At 65.7% G+C, this 14927-nt stretch carries 14 protein-coding genes and 1 pseudogene; 11 read left to right on the top strand and 4 right to left on the bottom strand.

What is annotated here, in order from left to right; translation table 11 throughout:
* Positions 1 to 101 precede the first annotated feature (101 nt).
* The gene (locus AYJ54_RS15315; RefSeq protein WP_076611642.1) at positions 102 to 1433 is read right to left on the bottom strand and encodes an IS1182-like element ISBrsp8 family transposase; all 1332 of its coding nucleotides are present in this window, start codon (positions 1431 to 1433) and stop codon (positions 102 to 104) included.
* A 214-nt stretch (positions 1434 to 1647) separates the two neighbouring features.
* On the bottom strand, positions 1648 to 2661 hold the full coding sequence (locus AYJ54_RS15320; protein WP_063699747.1) for a zinc-binding alcohol dehydrogenase family protein: 1014 nt from the start codon (positions 2659 to 2661) through the stop codon (positions 1648 to 1650).
* A gap of 131 nt (positions 2662 to 2792) precedes the next feature.
* On the opposite strand from AYJ54_RS15320, the gene AYJ54_RS15325 reads away from it, so the two are divergent.
* Positions 2793 to 3170 (top strand): winged helix-turn-helix transcriptional regulator, encoded by a 378-nt coding sequence (locus tag AYJ54_RS15325; protein WP_063699748.1) that lies wholly within the window; start codon positions 2793 to 2795, stop codon positions 3168 to 3170.
* A gap of 39 nt (positions 3171 to 3209) precedes the next feature.
* Here the strand turns inward: AYJ54_RS15325 and AYJ54_RS15330 are convergent, their stop codons facing one another.
* A complete protein-coding gene (locus AYJ54_RS15330; RefSeq protein WP_063699749.1) occupies positions 3210 to 4823 on the bottom strand; it encodes an OprO/OprP family phosphate-selective porin in 1614 nt (537 codons plus the stop codon).
* A 314-nt stretch (positions 4824 to 5137) separates the two neighbouring features.
* On the opposite strand from AYJ54_RS15330, the gene AYJ54_RS15335 reads away from it, so the two are divergent.
* The 4 genes from AYJ54_RS15335 to AYJ54_RS15350 are packed head-to-tail and all read left to right on the top strand — an operon-like array spanning position 5138 to position 9470.
* Complete coding sequence (locus AYJ54_RS15335; RefSeq protein ID WP_063699750.1) at positions 5138 to 6544, top strand: DegQ family serine endoprotease; 1407 nt, start codon at positions 5138 to 5140, stop codon at positions 6542 to 6544.
* Positions 6541 to 7878, top strand: a complete 1338-nt coding sequence (locus AYJ54_RS15340; protein WP_063699751.1) for a replication-associated recombination protein A — start codon at positions 6541 to 6543, stop codon at positions 7876 to 7878. The genes AYJ54_RS15335 and AYJ54_RS15340 overlap by 4 nt, the downstream gene beginning before the upstream one ends.
* Positions 7879 to 7930: 52 nt before the next feature.
* The gene (locus tag AYJ54_RS15345) at positions 7931 to 9130 is read left to right on the top strand and encodes an RluA family pseudouridine synthase (protein WP_063699752.1); all 1200 of its coding nucleotides are present in this window, start codon (positions 7931 to 7933) and stop codon (positions 9128 to 9130) included.
* Between the two features lie 31 nt (positions 9131 to 9161).
* Positions 9162 to 9470, top strand: coding sequence for a hypothetical protein (locus AYJ54_RS15350; protein ID WP_063699753.1), 309 nt, complete (start codon positions 9162 to 9164; stop codon positions 9468 to 9470).
* Positions 9471 to 9629: 159 nt separating this feature from the next.
* On the opposite strand, the gene AYJ54_RS15355 is transcribed toward AYJ54_RS15350, so the two are convergent.
* Positions 9630 to 10076, bottom strand: coding sequence for a hypothetical protein (locus tag AYJ54_RS15355; RefSeq protein WP_063699754.1), 447 nt, complete (start codon positions 10074 to 10076; stop codon positions 9630 to 9632).
* A gap of 76 nt (positions 10077 to 10152) precedes the next feature.
* On the opposite strand from AYJ54_RS15355, the gene AYJ54_RS15360 reads away from it, so the two are divergent.
* The 6 genes and pseudogenes from AYJ54_RS15360 to AYJ54_RS15380 all read left to right on the top strand — a co-directional run.
* The gene (locus AYJ54_RS15360; protein ID WP_063699755.1) at positions 10153 to 10947 is read left to right on the top strand and encodes an ATP12 family chaperone protein; all 795 of its coding nucleotides are present in this window, start codon (positions 10153 to 10155) and stop codon (positions 10945 to 10947) included.
* A gap of 56 nt (positions 10948 to 11003) precedes the next feature.
* On the top strand, positions 11004 to 12632 hold the full coding sequence (fliK, locus tag AYJ54_RS15365; RefSeq protein WP_063699756.1) for a flagellar hook-length control protein FliK: 1629 nt from the start codon (positions 11004 to 11006) through the stop codon (positions 12630 to 12632).
* Positions 12629 to 12892, top strand: coding sequence for an EscU/YscU/HrcU family type III secretion system export apparatus switch protein (locus tag AYJ54_RS15370; protein WP_063699757.1), 264 nt, complete (start codon positions 12629 to 12631; stop codon positions 12890 to 12892). The genes fliK and AYJ54_RS15370 overlap by 4 nt, the downstream gene beginning before the upstream one ends.
* Positions 12893 to 13074: 182 nt before the next feature.
* Positions 13075 to 13893, top strand: a complete 819-nt coding sequence (locus tag AYJ54_RS15375) for a penicillin-binding transpeptidase domain-containing protein (RefSeq protein WP_063699758.1) — start codon at positions 13075 to 13077, stop codon at positions 13891 to 13893.
* Between the two features lie 85 nt (positions 13894 to 13978).
* The coding region (locus AYJ54_RS52335; protein WP_145929183.1) for a leucine zipper domain-containing protein at positions 13979 to 14203 on the top strand (225 nt) is incomplete at its 3' end.
* 1 nt (position 14204) lies between these two features.
* Positions 14205 to 14927 (top strand): annotated as a pseudogene (locus AYJ54_RS15380) (IS481 family transposase); the annotation flags it as partial.

The following is a 14927-nucleotide window of genomic DNA, read 5'->3' on the forward strand; positions in this document are numbered from 1 at the left end:
CGTAGAGCCTGTGAAGCTATTGGATCTGCGGAGATTGGCCGGCAGGGAAATGGCGAGTTGAGTTGATCCGAGGGCTGTGACGAGGCGGACTGTGGGTGCCACTATGGTTTGGCGAGATGGTGGCCCTGCAGGATGTTGTTGGTGAGCGCGTACCAGAGGACGACGGCGCGGACCTTTTCGATACCGCGGACGGTCAATTGCCGCAGGTCCCAGTTGCGCCAGCGGGCATGTATGCATTCGCAGATCGTACGGGCTCGGTACTGAGCTTTGCCGTCTTCGCTGGCCATGCGAGCACGCCAGGCCAACACGCCCGGACCGTCGCCATGCCGGGGCAAATAAGGATCGACACCGCTCCTGGACTGCGTTGGTGGACAGTAGATGTCGATGCCTTCGCTATGCGCCCACTCGATATCCTCGGCGCTGCAGAAACCGCCATCGACGAGGTGGCGGCGGGGAAAGCGGCCCAGCAGTGATCGCGTTCGTTCCAGCATCGGCCGCATCAGGCCGCGATCCGATCCATTGTTGTCGACGTCGACCGTGACCACGATCAGCTCGCCCGCCGCGCTGGCCACCTGCACGTTGTAGGCTGGACGAAAGCCGGCATCCGCCATCTTCATCACCCGCGCCTGCGGGTCGGTGGTGGAGGCCCGCGCCTCCTTCGGCTTTTTGCCATTGCCGCCCTTCTCGTCGAGCTGCTTTCGCTTGCGCTTGATCTCGGCCAGCGCCGCTTGCGCCGCCTGCACCCGCTCGCTGCGTTCGCGCGCCGCGCGCTCCCTCGCGGCCCGAATGCGCCGATTGCTGGCTTCCGGATCCGCATCGACCTCGCGCTTGAGCTCCTCCACCACAGCCTGGGCCTGCGCCATCTGCCGATCCAGCGTCGCCTCCCGCCGGAACGATCCGGTCCCCGCATTGGCCCGTATCCGCACCCCGTCCTGGGTCAACTTCTCCAGATCGACCAGCCCCGCCTTGCTCAGCGCCGCCAGATGCTCGCTCAGCAGGCGGTCGAGCAGGTCGGCACAGCCGACCCGGAAGTCCGACAGCGTGTGATAGTTCATCGACACTCCGCCACATAGCCAGCGATAGACGTCATGGCTCTCGCAGAGGCGGTCCAGCGCACGCGCGCTGCCCACGCCATCGCTCGTGGCGTAAAGCCAAAGCGCCAGCAGCAGTCGTGGCGATGGCGGCGGATGACCGGGCGTATTCTCCCGCGCCTTGACCCGATCCTCAAGCTCGCTCAGGTCCAGCCCCTCAACATAGGCCCAGATCACGCGCGCCGGATGCTCTTGCCCGATCAGGCTCTCGATATCCACGGCACGCAGTTCGATCTGGTCACGCATCGGCTCGCGCAGCCGCGGCGCTCCAACCGGCTCTGCACCTGCTCGCGGCTTCGCCTGTTCCGGCAGCTCTCCAAATAGCTCTTCGTCAGCCATCATCCCCTCCGCCGAATCAAGGCACACAGAGAATCACGACGGCCTTGATCTCCGCTACATCCGCCCAGCCGAAATGAAAGATTCACAGCCTCGTAGGGTGGGTTAGCGCAGCGTAACCCACCACTTTCATCAACGCGGCGACAGAAGAGGTGGGTTACGCCCGGCGAACTGCGCTCTGCGCAGTCGCGGGGCTAACCCACCCTACGATGCCCGTCGCCTACCACCCCTCAAGCACGATCTTGCCGCGCGACTTGCCGCTCTCGAGCAGCGCATGCGCGCGCTTGAGGTTGGCGGCATTGATCGTGCCGAAGGTCTGGTCGAGCGTGGTGCGCAGCACACCCTTGTCGATGAGGTCGGCGACGTCGTTGAGCAGATGATGCTGCGCGATCATGTCGGGCGTCTGGAATGATGAGCGCGTGAACATCGATTCCCAGTGGATCGAGATCGCCTTGCCCTTGAACGCGCTCACGTTGAATTCCGGCGGATCGTCGATCAGGCCGAACCGGCCCTGCGGCGCCATGAATTCGGCGATCGCCTTGTAGTGCTGGTCGGTGAAGGTGAGGCTCGCCACCAGCGCGACCGGCGGCAGCTTCAGCTTCTCGATCTGCTCCTTCATCGGCTTGCCGTGGTCGATCACCGCATGTGCGCCGAGATCGAGGCACCATTTCTGCGACTCCGGACGCGTCGCGGTCGCGAGCACCGTCAGCCCGGTGAGGCGGCGCGCGAGCTGGATCAGGATCGAGCCGACGCCGCCGGCACCGCCCGTGATGAGCAGCGTGCGTGGATCGACGCTCTTGCCCGGCACGGCGCCGAGCCGGTCGAACAGCAGCTCCCATGCGGTGATGGAGGTGAGGGGAAGCGCGGCGGCCTGCGCGAAGGTCAGGCTCTTCGGCTTGTTGCCGACGATGCGCTCGTCGACCAGGTGGAATTCGGCATTGGTGCCCTGGCGCAGGATCGAGCCGGCGTAGAACACTTCATCGCCCACCTTGAACAGCGTGACATCGGGGCCGACGGCGTCGACCACGCCGGCCGCGTCATAGCCCAGAATCTTCACCTCGCCCTCGGGCGGGGCGGCGCGCTTGCGCACCTTGTAATCGACCGGATTGGCCGAGATCGCCTTCACGGCGACACGGATGTCGCGTCCCTTCGGCTCGGGCTTCGCGGTCTCGAAATCGATCAGTGCCTCCGCATCCTCGATCGGAAGCGATTTTTTGTAACCGACGGCCTTCATGGCTTGTCTCCATCAGATGGCGCGCAGATCAGGGGGCGCCCGGTCTGCTAACTGTCGGGACAGCCCCCGTTTTGCAAGTACTGTAAATTCGGGGATATAGTCCCTGTTTGGATACTATTGGGAATACACGCATGAAACGGCGGAATTTTGCGCGTCGGCCCGGCTGCGCGGTCGAGGCAACGCTGGACCTGATCGACGGCAAATGGAAGGGCGTGATCCTCTATCATCTGCAGAGCGGCACGCAGCGCTTCGGCGAATTGCGCCGCCTGATGCCGGGCATCACCCAGCGCATGCTGACGAAGCAGCTTCGCGCGCTGGAAGAGGACAGGCTGATCATCCGCAAGGTCTATGCGGAGGTGCCGCCGCGGGTAGAGTATTGCCTCTCCGAGATCGGCGAGAGCCTGCGGCCCGTCATCGACATCCTGAAGGCCTGGGGCGAGGGGCATCAGGAGCGGCTGTCTTGCGCGCCGCCCCCGCTTGTCGTGAAGAAGCCGAAACGCGCGGCGTAGTCACCCGGGAGCGGAGGAGTCGCTCCCGGTGAGATCGCGTCAGAACGCGAACTGCGTGCGCATCGCGATGGCGTCGAACTTCGAGCCCACGTCCGCGCTCGAGACGGGCGAGGCTTGCTTGGAGATGTTTCCATGCAGGTAGTCCAGCATGAAGCGGACGTTGCCGTTGACGTACCAGTTGAGCGCGAGGGTATAGACGGTCTGCCGTCCGCCGGCGATGCCGTTGGCGGTCGCGAGCTGATCGTTGAGGTCGATCTGGCTCACGCGTCCCGCGATCTCCCATGCGCCCCAGCCGCCGCCGTCGAGCGAGAACGGATGCGCTGGCTTGACGCCGTTATAGGCGGCGCTCGCAGCGTTGTAGGTGTGGGTCTCACCCGTCAGCACGTAGCCGGCCTGCGCATAGCCACCCTGGAATTTCACGCTCGGCAAGCCGGTCGGTAGCGCGGACGTATTCGCATTGCGATCGACATTGTACCAGAAATACTCGCCCTGAAGGATCAGGGGTCCATAGGTCGCCGCCGCTTCGACGCTGTAAACCTGTGCGCCAGAGACATTGGCCATTGCGCCGGTCGACACCAGCGTGGTCGGGTCGAGGCGCAATTCGGGACGATCGCTGAGCGTGAGCGTTTGCGTGTTCGCGATCAGATTGCGCGGCGGCTGGATCAGCCACTCCGCATCGGCGCCGAGATGGATCGAGTAATCCTTGCCGCTGACGACCTGGCCTGCGACGCGGGCGACCGCGCCATATTGCTCGGACGTGCCGGCCGGCGTGGCGCTCGACGCGGAGTGGATGGCGCCTGTCGACGGGCCGGTGACATAGCCGCCAATCCAGAGCACGTCGTTGTACCAGCGCGTGCCGGCCGCGGAGCGGAAATCGCCGGCGGCGATGTTGGTCGCGATCACGCCGGGCGAGGCGCGCTCCATGAACAGGATGTCGTTGGAGCTCGTGGCTTCGTCCAGCGTGTAGGGCAGGTCCATGATGCCCGCCTCGATCGCCATCTTGCCGCCGAACGGTTTTAAGCCGGTGTAGCTCAGATAGGCGTTCTCGACACCGGACACGCCGCCGCCCGGCAAGGACCCTGCTGCCGTGCCGCCAAAACCGTCGGATGTGCCGCCGAAATCGTAGATTAGCGCGAAATTCCAGTCGTTGAGGAACCTGCCGATGACGCCGATGCGGGCGCGGCGGACGTTCTCGCCGCTGTCAAGCTTCTGCGGCACCGTTTCCGCGGTGTTGGGACGATAGTCATAGCCGCCGACATCCCAATGCAAGCGGCTGGTGATTGCGATGCAGTTCGCTTCGTCGGCGGTGCAGATGGTCGGCCGGTTGTTCGGCATCGTCACCACGACGCCGGACGGCGGTACCGTCGCCTTCACCGGGATCGTCGCATTGGCATTGGCGATCGCGGCTTTCGCCTCCGATCTCGCTTCCGCTTTGGCCTCGGCCTTCGCTTCGGCCCTGGCTTTCGCCGTAGCCGCCGTGTTCGCCGCAGTCTGACTTTGGAGCTTGTCGAGCTTCTGCTCGAGCATCTTCAATTGCTGCTTCAGGAGTGCGATCTCCTGCTCACTGCTGCTTGCCGATTGTGCCTGGGCCTGGGAGGCCGCCAGCGCGCCGGCGAGACCAATCGCCGTGGCTGCAATTCTTGTCCTGCTCACATCATCACTCCATCGGTTGACGAACTTTCCCCAAGTCGCAACGCAGAGCCTAAGAATGATCGATGACTGCCCCGCGACGGCGCGCCGCGGCTGCGGGTTCCCACTGATGCAAGTTCGCCGCAACCGAATCCGCCATCCGACACAATGCAAGATGACATGCGTCATGCCAATCCATGACGCGAGGCAAAATGCCCGTCGCGCGCGCAAAAGCTTGTGCGTTGGGGCGGGCGGGGGAGGCCTAATATTGCCGCCTGGCGCCCTTCTATTGGCGGGCGAACGCGCCTATATTCCGGCGTCTTTTCCGAGAGGTAGGAATGTTTCGAACGACCCGTGCCGCAATTTTCACCGCATTGTGTATCGCCCTGCTGGGCAACCTTGATCTGGCTGCCGCGCAGGACCGCCGGGTGCCGACGTCACCTGCGGAATTGCGGCTCTCCTATGCCCCGATCGTGCAGCGCGTGCAGCCGGCGGTCGTCAATGTCTATGCGGCCAAGGTGGTGCAGAACCGCAACCCGCTGCTGGACGACCCGATCTTCCGCCGCTTCTTCGGCGTGCCGGGTCAGCAGCCCGAGCAGATGCAGCGCTCGCTCGGCTCCGGCGTCATCGTCGATGCATCCGGCCTCGTCGTCACCAACGTCCACGTCATCGAGGGCGCCGACCAGGTGAAGGTGTCGCTGTCGGACAAGCGCGAATTCGAAGCCGACATCGTGCTGAAGGATTCTCGCAGCGATCTCGCTGTGCTGCGCATCAAGGACGCCAAGGAGAAATTCCCCACGCTCGACTTCACCAATTCGGACGAATTGATGGTTGGCGACGTCGTGCTCGCGATCGGCAACCCCTTCGGCGTCGGCCAGACCGTGACCCACGGCATCATCTCAGCGCTCGCGCGCACGCAGGTCGGCATTACCGACTACCAGTTCTTCATCCAGACCGACGCGGCGATCAATCCCGGCAATTCCGGCGGCGCGCTGGTCGACATGAACGGCAGGCTCGCCGGCATCAACACAGCGATCTATTCGCGCTCGGGCGGCTCGCAAGGAATTGGCTTTGCGATTCCTGTCAACATGGTGCGCGTCGTCGTCGCCTCCGCCAAAAGCGGCGGCAAGGCCGTGAAGCGGCCGTGGCTCGGCGCGCGGCTTCAGGCGGTGACGCCCGATATCGCGGAAAGCCTCGGCCTGCGCTCGCCGACCGGCGCGTTGGTCGCAAGTGTCGTCCCGAACGGACCCGCTGCAAAGGCTGGGCTGAAGTCCTCCGACCTGATCGTGGCGATCGACGGCCAGACCGTGGATGATGCCAACGCCTTCGACTACCGCTTCGCCACGCGTCCGCTCGGCGGCACAGCGCAGATCGAAGTGCAGCGCGGCGGCAAGCCGGTCAAGCTGACGGTGGCGCTGGAGACCGCGCCGGACGCCGGCCGCAACGAGATCGTCATCACCGCGCGCTCGCCGTTCCAGGGTGCAAAGTTCTCGACCATCACGCCCGCCGTCGCCGACGAACTGCATCTGGACGCCGACACCGAAGGCGTCGTGGTCACCGAGATCGGCGACGATTCCGCGGCAGCCAGTGTTGGATTCCAGAAGGGCGACGTCATTCTTGCGGTCAACAACCAGAAGATCAACAGGACCGGCGATCTGGAGAAGGCCGCGGGCGAGCGTCAGCGGTTCTGGCGCATCACGCTGGTGCGCGGCGGCCAGCAGATCAACGTCACGCTGGGCGGATGAGTCCGAAGCGACCACAGGAGACGCCGACTCTCTTTGCCGCGGCGGGGCTCGATCACGAGGCTCCGCATCCGCTGCCGGACCGCCTGCGTCCGCGCGCGCTGTCGGAGGTCGTTGGCCAGGACCATATCCTCGGGCCCGACGGTGCGCTCACGCGCATGCTGGAGACGCGTACGCTCGGCTCGCTGGTGTTCTGGGGCCCGCCCGGCACCGGCAAGACCACGGTGGCGCGGTTGCTCGCGGATGCCACCGACCTGCATTTCGAGCAGATCTCGGCGGTGTTCTCCGGCGTTGCCGACCTGAAGAAGGCGTTCGATGCCGCGCGCGCCCGCCGCGAGATGGGCAAGGGCACGCTGCTGTTCGTGGACGAGGTGCACCGCTTCAACCGCGCGCAGCAGGACTCCTTCCTGCCCGTGATGGAAGACGGCACGGTGGTGATGGTCGGCGCGACCACCGAAAATCCGTCCTTCGAGCTCAACGCGGCGTTGCTATCGCGTGCGCGCGTGCTGGTGTTTCATTCGCTCGACGCGGCCGCAATCGAGAAGCTGTTCGCGCATGCCGAGGCGGTGGAGGGCAGGAAGCTGCCGCTGGACGCGGAAGCGCGCGCCGTACTGGCGCGCATGGCCGACGGCGACGGCCGTGCTTCGCTGACGCTGGTCGAAGAGGTCTGGCGTTCGGCGCGGGCGGGCGAGATTTTCAATGCCGCGCAGTTGCAGGACATCCTGCAACGCCGTGCCCCGATCTACGACAAGTCGGCCGACGGCCACTACAACCTGATCTCGGCCCTGCACAAATCGGTGCGCGGCTCCGACCCCGACGCCGCGCTCTATTATCTTGCGCGCATGCTGGATGCCGGCGAGGACCCGCTGTTCCTGGCACGCCGTGTCGTGCGCATGGCGGTCGAGGACATCGGGCTCGCCGATCCGCAGGCCCTCGTCATCGCCAATGCGGCGAAGGACGCCTTCGACTTCCTCGGCCATCCCGAAGGTGAGCTCGCGATCGCGCAGGCGGTGGTCTATCTCGCCACCGCACCCAAATCGAACGCGGTCTACACCGCCTTTGGGGCGGCGATGCAGACCGCAAAGCAGGCCGGCTCGCTGCTGCCGCCAAAGCACATCCTGAATTCGCCGACCAAGCTGATGAAGTCGGAAGGCTACGGCTCCGGCTACGAATACGACCACGACGCCCCCGACGCCTTCTCCGGCCAGGACTATTTCCCGGAAGCCCTGGGCCGCCAGACCTTCTACGATCCGCCCGAGCGCGGCTTCGAGCGCGAGATCAGGAAGCGGCTGGATTATTGGGCCAAGCTGCGGAGGGAGCGGGGCGGCTCGCGTTGAAAACAGCCATTTCGTCGTGACGGGAGACGGCTTTTAGGCTACGCAGGCAAGCATGAACCGCCGCATCAAGAGAGCCAACCCAAAACCCCGCGCGCGCGATGAGCGCAAGGAGGCGCGTCCGTTCAAGGCGCGCAGCTCACAGAAGGCCGGGCCGCGTCCGGGCGGCAAGCCGGGCACGAAGCCGCAGCGCTTTGTGGGCGAGCGCGCCGAGCGGCGCGCGCCGGAACCGGCGCCCGCAAAACCCGTCGAGGCGTTGCTGCCGACCAAGGTGCAGACCGTCGCCGTGACGGCGGACGAGAACAACATGCGCGTCGATCGCTTCCTCGAAGCGCGCTTTCCGGGCCTGTCGTTCTCCCACATCCAGCGCGTCGTGCGCAAAGGCGAGCTGCGCGTCGACGGCAAGCGCGTCGACAGCAAGGATCGGCTGGAGGAGGGCCAGAGCGTTCGCATTCCGCCCCTGAAGCTCGACGCGCCGAAGGCGCCCGGTGCGCTCTCGGAAGCCGCGCAAAAGACGCTTCAGGCGCTGAAGGAGATGACGATCTACGAGGACGACGACGTTCTCGTGCTCAACAAGCCCGCCGGCCTTGCGGTGCAGGGCGGCTCGGGCATGACGCGGCACATCGACCAGATGCTGGAGGTGATGCGCGATGCCAAGGGCCAGAAGCCCCGCCTGGTGCACCGGATCGACAGGGAGACGTCGGGCTGCCTCCTGATCGCCAAGACGCGCTTCGCCGCCACCCATCTCACTGGCGCGTTTCGCTCGCGCTCGGCGCGGAAGATCTACTGGGCGCTGGTGCCGGGCGTGCCGAAGCCGAAGCAGGGCCGCATCTCGACCTTCCTTGCCAAGGAGGAGGGCGAGGACGACACCATCATGCGCATCGCCCAGCACGGCGATGAGGGCGCGAGCCACGCGGTGACCTATTACGCGATGGTCGAGACCGCCGGCAACAGGCTGACCTGGGTGTCACTCAAGCCGGTCACCGGCCGCACCCACCAGCTCCGCGCCCATATGGCCCATATCGGCCACGCCATCATCGGCGACCCCAAATACTTCAACAAGGAGAACTGGGAGCTGCCCGGCGGCCTGCAAAACCGGCTGCATCTGCTCGCCCGCCGCATCGTGATTCCGCATCCGCGCGGCGGCGTGATCGACGCGACCGCGCCGCTGCCGCCGCACATGCAGCAGTCGTGGAATCTGCTCGGACTGGACGCAACCAGATTTGATCCGATCGAGAACGCGCCTGAAGAATAGTTAGGTTGCGTGGGCGCGGAAGGAGCACAACATGTTGTCCATGAAACAGCTCTCGCTCCCCGTCCTGGTTCTGGCCGCGCTGGTGGCGGGGCAAGCCGCTTCGGCGCAAGTGCTGCTGCCGGGCACACCGCTGCTCAATCCGCCGCCGCCCATACCGCCCCCGCCACCGAAGATCGCGGTGCCGAAGGTCCCGCAGCTCGACGCGCCGCCGAGCTACAATTTCCAGCCCATCCCGCGAACGTCGTTCGGTGACCGCATCGCGAGGTGCCTGGATGAGGCCGCGGGCGCCGGGCTCAGCCCCGCCGATCGCGACACCTATGCGCGCAGTTGCGCGAATTAGTGGGGTGTTTCGCCACATTCTCAGCCGTCATCGCCCGACTTGATCGGGCGATTCAGTATCCCAGAGACGGCGCTGGATACGGAGAGGCCGCGGCGTACTAGATGCCCCGGTCAAAGCCCGGGCATGACGCCGGTGATTGGGGCGGGTGCCCCAACGTACTCAATTCCGAAACTGCTCGAGAAACATCCGCAGGCTGTCATGCGGGCTCTCGATATCGGTGATCAGCCAGCCCTCCGGTCCGTTGACCAGGATGAAGTTCAGCGTCACGCGCCGGCCACCGTTGTCGAAGATCGCCGCGACGTAGGTCCTGTCGTATTGCTTGCGCAGGATCGAGATCGCGATCGGGCCGAGCTTCCAGGTCGGGCTCTGCACCAGGAAGTCGTAGGGCTCGGTCCTTGGCGCGCTCCAGACCCTGCGCAGGCTGGGATCGAAGAACTGCCGGGCGGTCGCCTCGTCCCGCGGCAGGCCTTTTGACAGTTCGGGGGAACCCTCGCCGTAATAGGCGTAGACGTTGCGGACGAGCGATTCCGGAGTGCGGAAGCCGGCCTCCGCCGCGGCCAGCGAGAGCCCGGCGAACAGGGCCAGTATGCCCACAATGTCCCTCATGCCCGCCGCTCGCTTTATCGGCCGCCGGTCTTATCTTAAAACCCTAGCATTTAGCGATCGGGACCGAAAACGTAAGATGCGCGAATTGTTCGACGAGGTTGCGGGGCAATCCCCGCTCGATCCGCAAGAATCGGCCCGCCAGGCCGCCCGCGCGCCGCTGCGCAAGCGGTTCTACACGGAGGTCGGCGTGACGGAAGCCGAGGGCGGCTTTGCCATCACGCTCGACGGCAAGCCGATCCGCACGCCCTCCAGCCGCCAGGTGGTGATCCCCTCGCGTGCGCTTGCCGATGCGGCGGCCGCGGAATGGGCGGCCCAGGGGGAGACGATCGACCCTATGACGATGCCGCTGACGCGGCTCGCCAACAGCGTGATCGAGGGGGTGGTCGACCGCGTCGGTCTCGTCAGTGACGACCTCGCAATATACTTCCAGTCCGATCTCCTGTTCTATCGCGCCGGCCATCCGGAGGCTTTGGTCGCCCGCGAGGCCGCTCACTGGGACCCCGTGCTGTTCTGGGCTGCGGAGACGCTGGGGGCGCATTTCATCCTGTCCGAAGGCATCATGCATGTGAAACAGCCGGAAGAGGCGGTCCGGGCCGCGCGCGCCGCGCTGCCCGACGATCCCTGGTCGGTGGCGGCGCTCCACGTCATCACGACGCTCACCGGTTCGGCCTTGCTGGCGCTGGCGCTGGCGCACGGGTTACGCGACGCCGACCAGGTCTGGGCGGCCGCCTATGTCGATGAGGACTGGAACGCCGATCAGTGGGGCGTGGACGAGCAGGCGGCCGGCCGCCGTGCTGCCCGTTTGAGGGATTTCGAGGCCGCGGTGGCGGTGCTCGCGGCCGTGGGGCCGGCGGGGACCAAGGGTCCTTAACGAGAGGTTTACGACGGCGGCCTTAGGGTGGAAGCGCGTTCCCCAGGGCCGCCCCTATGCCGACGCCGATAAGCTCGATCGCTCCCGTCAGTTCCGCCGGCGCCGTGGCCGACGCGGGAACACCCGGACTCGTGCTCCAGGAGGGCAGCGTCGTCGATGCCAAGGTGGTCAGCGTGCTCGCCGACAATCTGGTGCGGATCGCGATCGCCAACCTCTCCCTCGACGTGATGTCGGAAGTGGCGCTCTCGCCGGGGCAGAACCTCCAGCTCGCGGTGTCGCAAAACGACGGCACGATCCGGCTCGCCGTCGTCAACGGGGCAGGCGAGGCGGCGGTCGATCAGGTCACGCTGACGCCGGCGGCGGCGTCGCGCGTGGACGGTCCGCCGCTTGCGCCTTCGTTGAGCGCGGCGCGCAATTCTCTGACGCCGGCCGAGCAGGTCGCGGTAACCGTAGCCTCGGCCGAGGCCGTGACGAAACAGGCCAGCCAGGCGCCGCTGTTTTCCAACCTCGCCGCGGTCGTGACCGGCAGCGATCTGCCAGCCGGATTGAAGCAGGCGGTGCTGGACGTCCTGGCGCAGCAGACGCCGCTCAACGCCCAACTCGATGGCGGCGACATCGAAGCCGCCTTCCAGAAATCCGGCCTGTTTCTCGAAGCCTCGCTCGCCGCAGGTGCGACGCCATCGTCGGGTGCCATGCCGGATCTGAAGGCGGCGCTGCTGGTGCTGCGCCAGACTCTGGCTGCGACGTCTGGCATGGTCGAAGCCGGCCTCCCGGCAACGCCCTCTGCAACACCCGCCGCAGCAACAACGCCGCAGGCTGCGGTCTCGCCGGAGCAGGCCGCGCGCGCAGCGCTGCAGGCGGCGCAGCCATCGGGCGAGGCCGATGCCGGCCAATCTGCAGCCGCATTGCGCGGCGCCAATCCCGCAGCCGCCGCGCTCGCGGAGGCGGCTTCCGACATTCCGCTAGCCGCGATGTCGCGCACGATGGCCGCCGGTGTCGCCTTGAGCCTGCTTCAGGAAGCGACGCAGAACCTGCCGCGCATGACAGGCAACGTGCCGGGCTCCAACAAGGTCATGCCCGACAGCCACGTCTTCGAGGCGGCCGCGCGCGCGACCACGCCGCCGCCGTTCCGCGGCGCGCTGCCGTCACCCCAATCCATCGCCGCGCCGTCGCTCGCGGCGGATACGCCGCTGACTGCGACCGTGCATCGCCTGCTCGACGACACCGATGCCGCGATCGCGCGGCAGACCTTGCTCCAGGTCGCCTCGCTCCCTGATCGCTTCGATGCCAGCGGTCATCGCAGCGATCCGACCGTGCCGCAGTGGAATTTCGAGATCCCGTTCGCGACCCCGCAGGGCACCGCGATGGCGCAGTTCGAGATCTCGCGCGATGGCGGCAACGAGTCCGCCGATCCCGCCAAGCGCGCCTGGCGCGCGCGTTTCTCGCTGAATGTCGAGCCGGCCGGTCCCGTGCATGCGCTGATCACGCTCAATGGCGACAAGACCTTCGTGCGGATGTGGGCAGAGCGGCCGGCCACCGCGCAGCAATTGCGTGCCGGCCTCAGTGAGCTCAGCCAGGCGCTGACGAAGGCCGAGCTCAAGCCCGGCGATATCGTGGTGCGCGACGGCACGCCGCCGCAGCCTGCGCCGGCGCGTGCCGGGCACTTCCTGGATCGCGCCACATGAGCGACCAGACCAAGCTTGCGATTGCGCTTCACTACGAGAAGGGCAGCGGCGCGCCGGTGGTCGTCGCCAAGGGCAGGGGCACGATCGGCGATAAGATCGTCGAGATCGCGAAGGCCCACGACATTCCGATCGAGGAGAACGAAGTCCTGGCCGGCGCATTGTCCAAGGTCGAGCTCGGCGAAGAGATCCCGCCAGACCTCTACAAGGCGGTCGCCGAAGTGCTGGTGTTCGTGCTGCGGCTGTCGGGCCGGGCGCGCTAAAGCATGATGAAACTAGGCTCGGTCGGCTGTCCGAGGTTCACCTCTCCCTAAGGGAGAGGTGATCCGAATTCTGGGCTCGCATCGATTCAACCGAAACTCGTCCCGCATTGGCACCTGTCATCGTTTCACCACGATAGCGGCTGCATGGTCGCGGCCACTTCACCGTTCAACGGACACTGCTCTTGCCCACCCGCCGTTCCACACTCGGCCTTCTTGCCGCAGCCGCCATCCTGCCGTTGCGCGCACTCGCCAATGTCGCGCCCCCGCGCAACGAGATCCGCGAGAGTCTCGCCAAGCGATTCACCGACCTAGGCACGGCCGGCACCTTCGTCGGCTACAAGGTCGACGACTACCTGATCATCGCGAGCGACAGCGAGCGCTCGGGCGAGGGCAAGCTGCCGGCCTCGACCTTCAAGATCCCGAATTCGCTGATTGCGCTGGAGACCGGCGTGGTCGCCGATCCCGACAAGGATGTCTTCCCCTGGGACGGCGTGAAGCGCGGAATCGAGGCCTGGAACAAGGACCACACGATGCGCAGCGCCATCGCGGTCAGTGCGGTGCCGGTCTATCAGGAGATCGCGCGCCGCATCGGGCCGGAGCGGATGCAGAGATATGTCGATCTCTTCGACTACGGCAATCGCGACATCGGCGGCGGCATCGACCAGTTCTGGCTCACTGGAAATTTGCGCATCGATCCGATCGAGCAGATCGATTTCGTCGACCGGCTGCGCCGCCGCGCGCTGCCGATCTCAAAGCGCAGCCAGGATCTCGTCTGCGACATTCTGCCGGTGACGAAGGTCGGCGACGCCACCATCCGCGTGAAGTCGGGGCTGCTGGGCGCCGAGCGCGGCGAGCCATCGCTCGGCTGGATGGTCGGCTGGGCCGAGAAAGGTAGCGCGCAAACCGTGTTCGCGCTCAACATAGATTGCCGCGAGCAGCGTCACATCGAGACCCGCATGACCCTGACGCAAGCCTGCCTTGCCGATATCGGCGCGATCTAGCTGTGAGCTTTCAGGAGGTTGTCCATTCGGCCCTGACCGAGGAAGCTGAGGTTGCTGAAGCTTCAGATTCCGAGGGGAGAACCGAATGGACACCCATAAGAATGCGCCTCTGACGCCGAAAGGTCGAGAGGCCATGGTGCGGAGTGTGGTCGAAGGTGGCCTTACGAAGGCCGCAGCCGCGCTCCAGTTCAACGTGACAGCGAAAACGGTTGCCAAATGGGTCAAGCGCTTCCGCGAGGAAGGCGTGGACGGGTTGCGTGATCGCTCCTCACGGCCCCTTTCATCGCCGAGCCAAACCCTGCCTGCCACANGCGCTGCGGTCGAGGTGTTGCGCCGGCAGCGCCACACCGGCCAGCAGATTGCGGCCGAGGTCGGGATCTCTCCGGCGACCGTCAGCCGCATCCTGCAACGGTTGGGATTGAACCGGTTGCGCGACCTGGAGCCAGCCGAGCTGGTGCGGCGCTATGAACGCGAACATCCCGGGGAGTTGATCCACATCGACATCAAAAAGCTCGGCAAGTTCAACCGTGTAGGCCATCGCATCACCGGTGATCGAACTGGCCAGAGCAGCCTGCGTGCCCGCGGTGAAGGACCTGGCTGGGAATACGTCCACGTCTGTATCGACGATGCCTCCCGCATCGCCTTCAGCAAGGTCATGAAGAGCGAGCGAAGGAGCTGTGCCGTGTCTTTCCTCAAGGCAGCGATCGCCTACTACGCCAGCCTGGGCATCAAGGTCGAGCGGGTCATGACCGACAACGGCTCTTGCTACAAATCCTTTGCCTTCCGCAAAGCCTGCAGACGTCTCGGCCTGAAGCACATCCGCACCAGGCCCTACACGCCCAAGACCAACGGCAAGGCTGAACGCTTTATCCAGACCAGCCTGCGCGAGTGGGCCTATGCCCGCGCCTACAACACCTCAAAAGAACGAGCCGACGAGCTGCCGAGGTGGCTTCACCGCTACAATTGGCATCGGCCTCATGGCAGTATCGGTTCCGTGCCACCCATCAGCAGACTCGCTCTAAACAGGAACAACC

Origin of the sequence: Bradyrhizobium centrolobii (genome assembly GCF_001641635.1) — a bacterium.
In the GTDB taxonomy this organism is placed as follows: Bacteria; Pseudomonadota; Alphaproteobacteria; order Rhizobiales; family Xanthobacteraceae; genus Bradyrhizobium; species Bradyrhizobium centrolobii.

Coding starts and splice junctions, on each gene's coding strand:
- AYJ54_RS15315 (WP_076611642.1), bottom strand. CDS start 1,433: ATGATGGCTGACGAAGAGCTATTTGGAGAGCTGCCGGAACAGGCGAAG.
- AYJ54_RS15320 (WP_063699747.1), bottom strand. CDS start 2,661: ATGAAGGCCGTCGGTTACAAAAAATCGCTTCCGATCGAGGATGCGGAG.
- AYJ54_RS15325 (WP_063699748.1), top strand. CDS start 2,793: ATGAAACGGCGGAATTTTGCGCGTCGGCCCGGCTGCGCGGTCGAGGCA.
- AYJ54_RS15335 (WP_063699750.1), top strand. CDS start 5,138: ATGTTTCGAACGACCCGTGCCGCAATTTTCACCGCATTGTGTATCGCC.
- AYJ54_RS15340 (WP_063699751.1), top strand. CDS start 6,541: ATGAGTCCGAAGCGACCACAGGAGACGCCGACTCTCTTTGCCGCGGCG.
- AYJ54_RS15345 (WP_063699752.1), top strand. CDS start 7,931: ATGAACCGCCGCATCAAGAGAGCCAACCCAAAACCCCGCGCGCGCGAT.
- AYJ54_RS15350 (WP_063699753.1), top strand. CDS start 9,162: ATGTTGTCCATGAAACAGCTCTCGCTCCCCGTCCTGGTTCTGGCCGCG.
- AYJ54_RS15355 (WP_063699754.1), bottom strand. CDS start 10,076: ATGAGGGACATTGTGGGCATACTGGCCCTGTTCGCCGGGCTCTCGCTG.
- AYJ54_RS15360 (WP_063699755.1), top strand. CDS start 10,153: ATGCGCGAATTGTTCGACGAGGTTGCGGGGCAATCCCCGCTCGATCCG.
- fliK (WP_063699756.1), top strand. CDS start 11,004: ATGCCGACGCCGATAAGCTCGATCGCTCCCGTCAGTTCCGCCGGCGCC.
- AYJ54_RS15370 (WP_063699757.1), top strand. CDS start 12,629: ATGAGCGACCAGACCAAGCTTGCGATTGCGCTTCACTACGAGAAGGGC.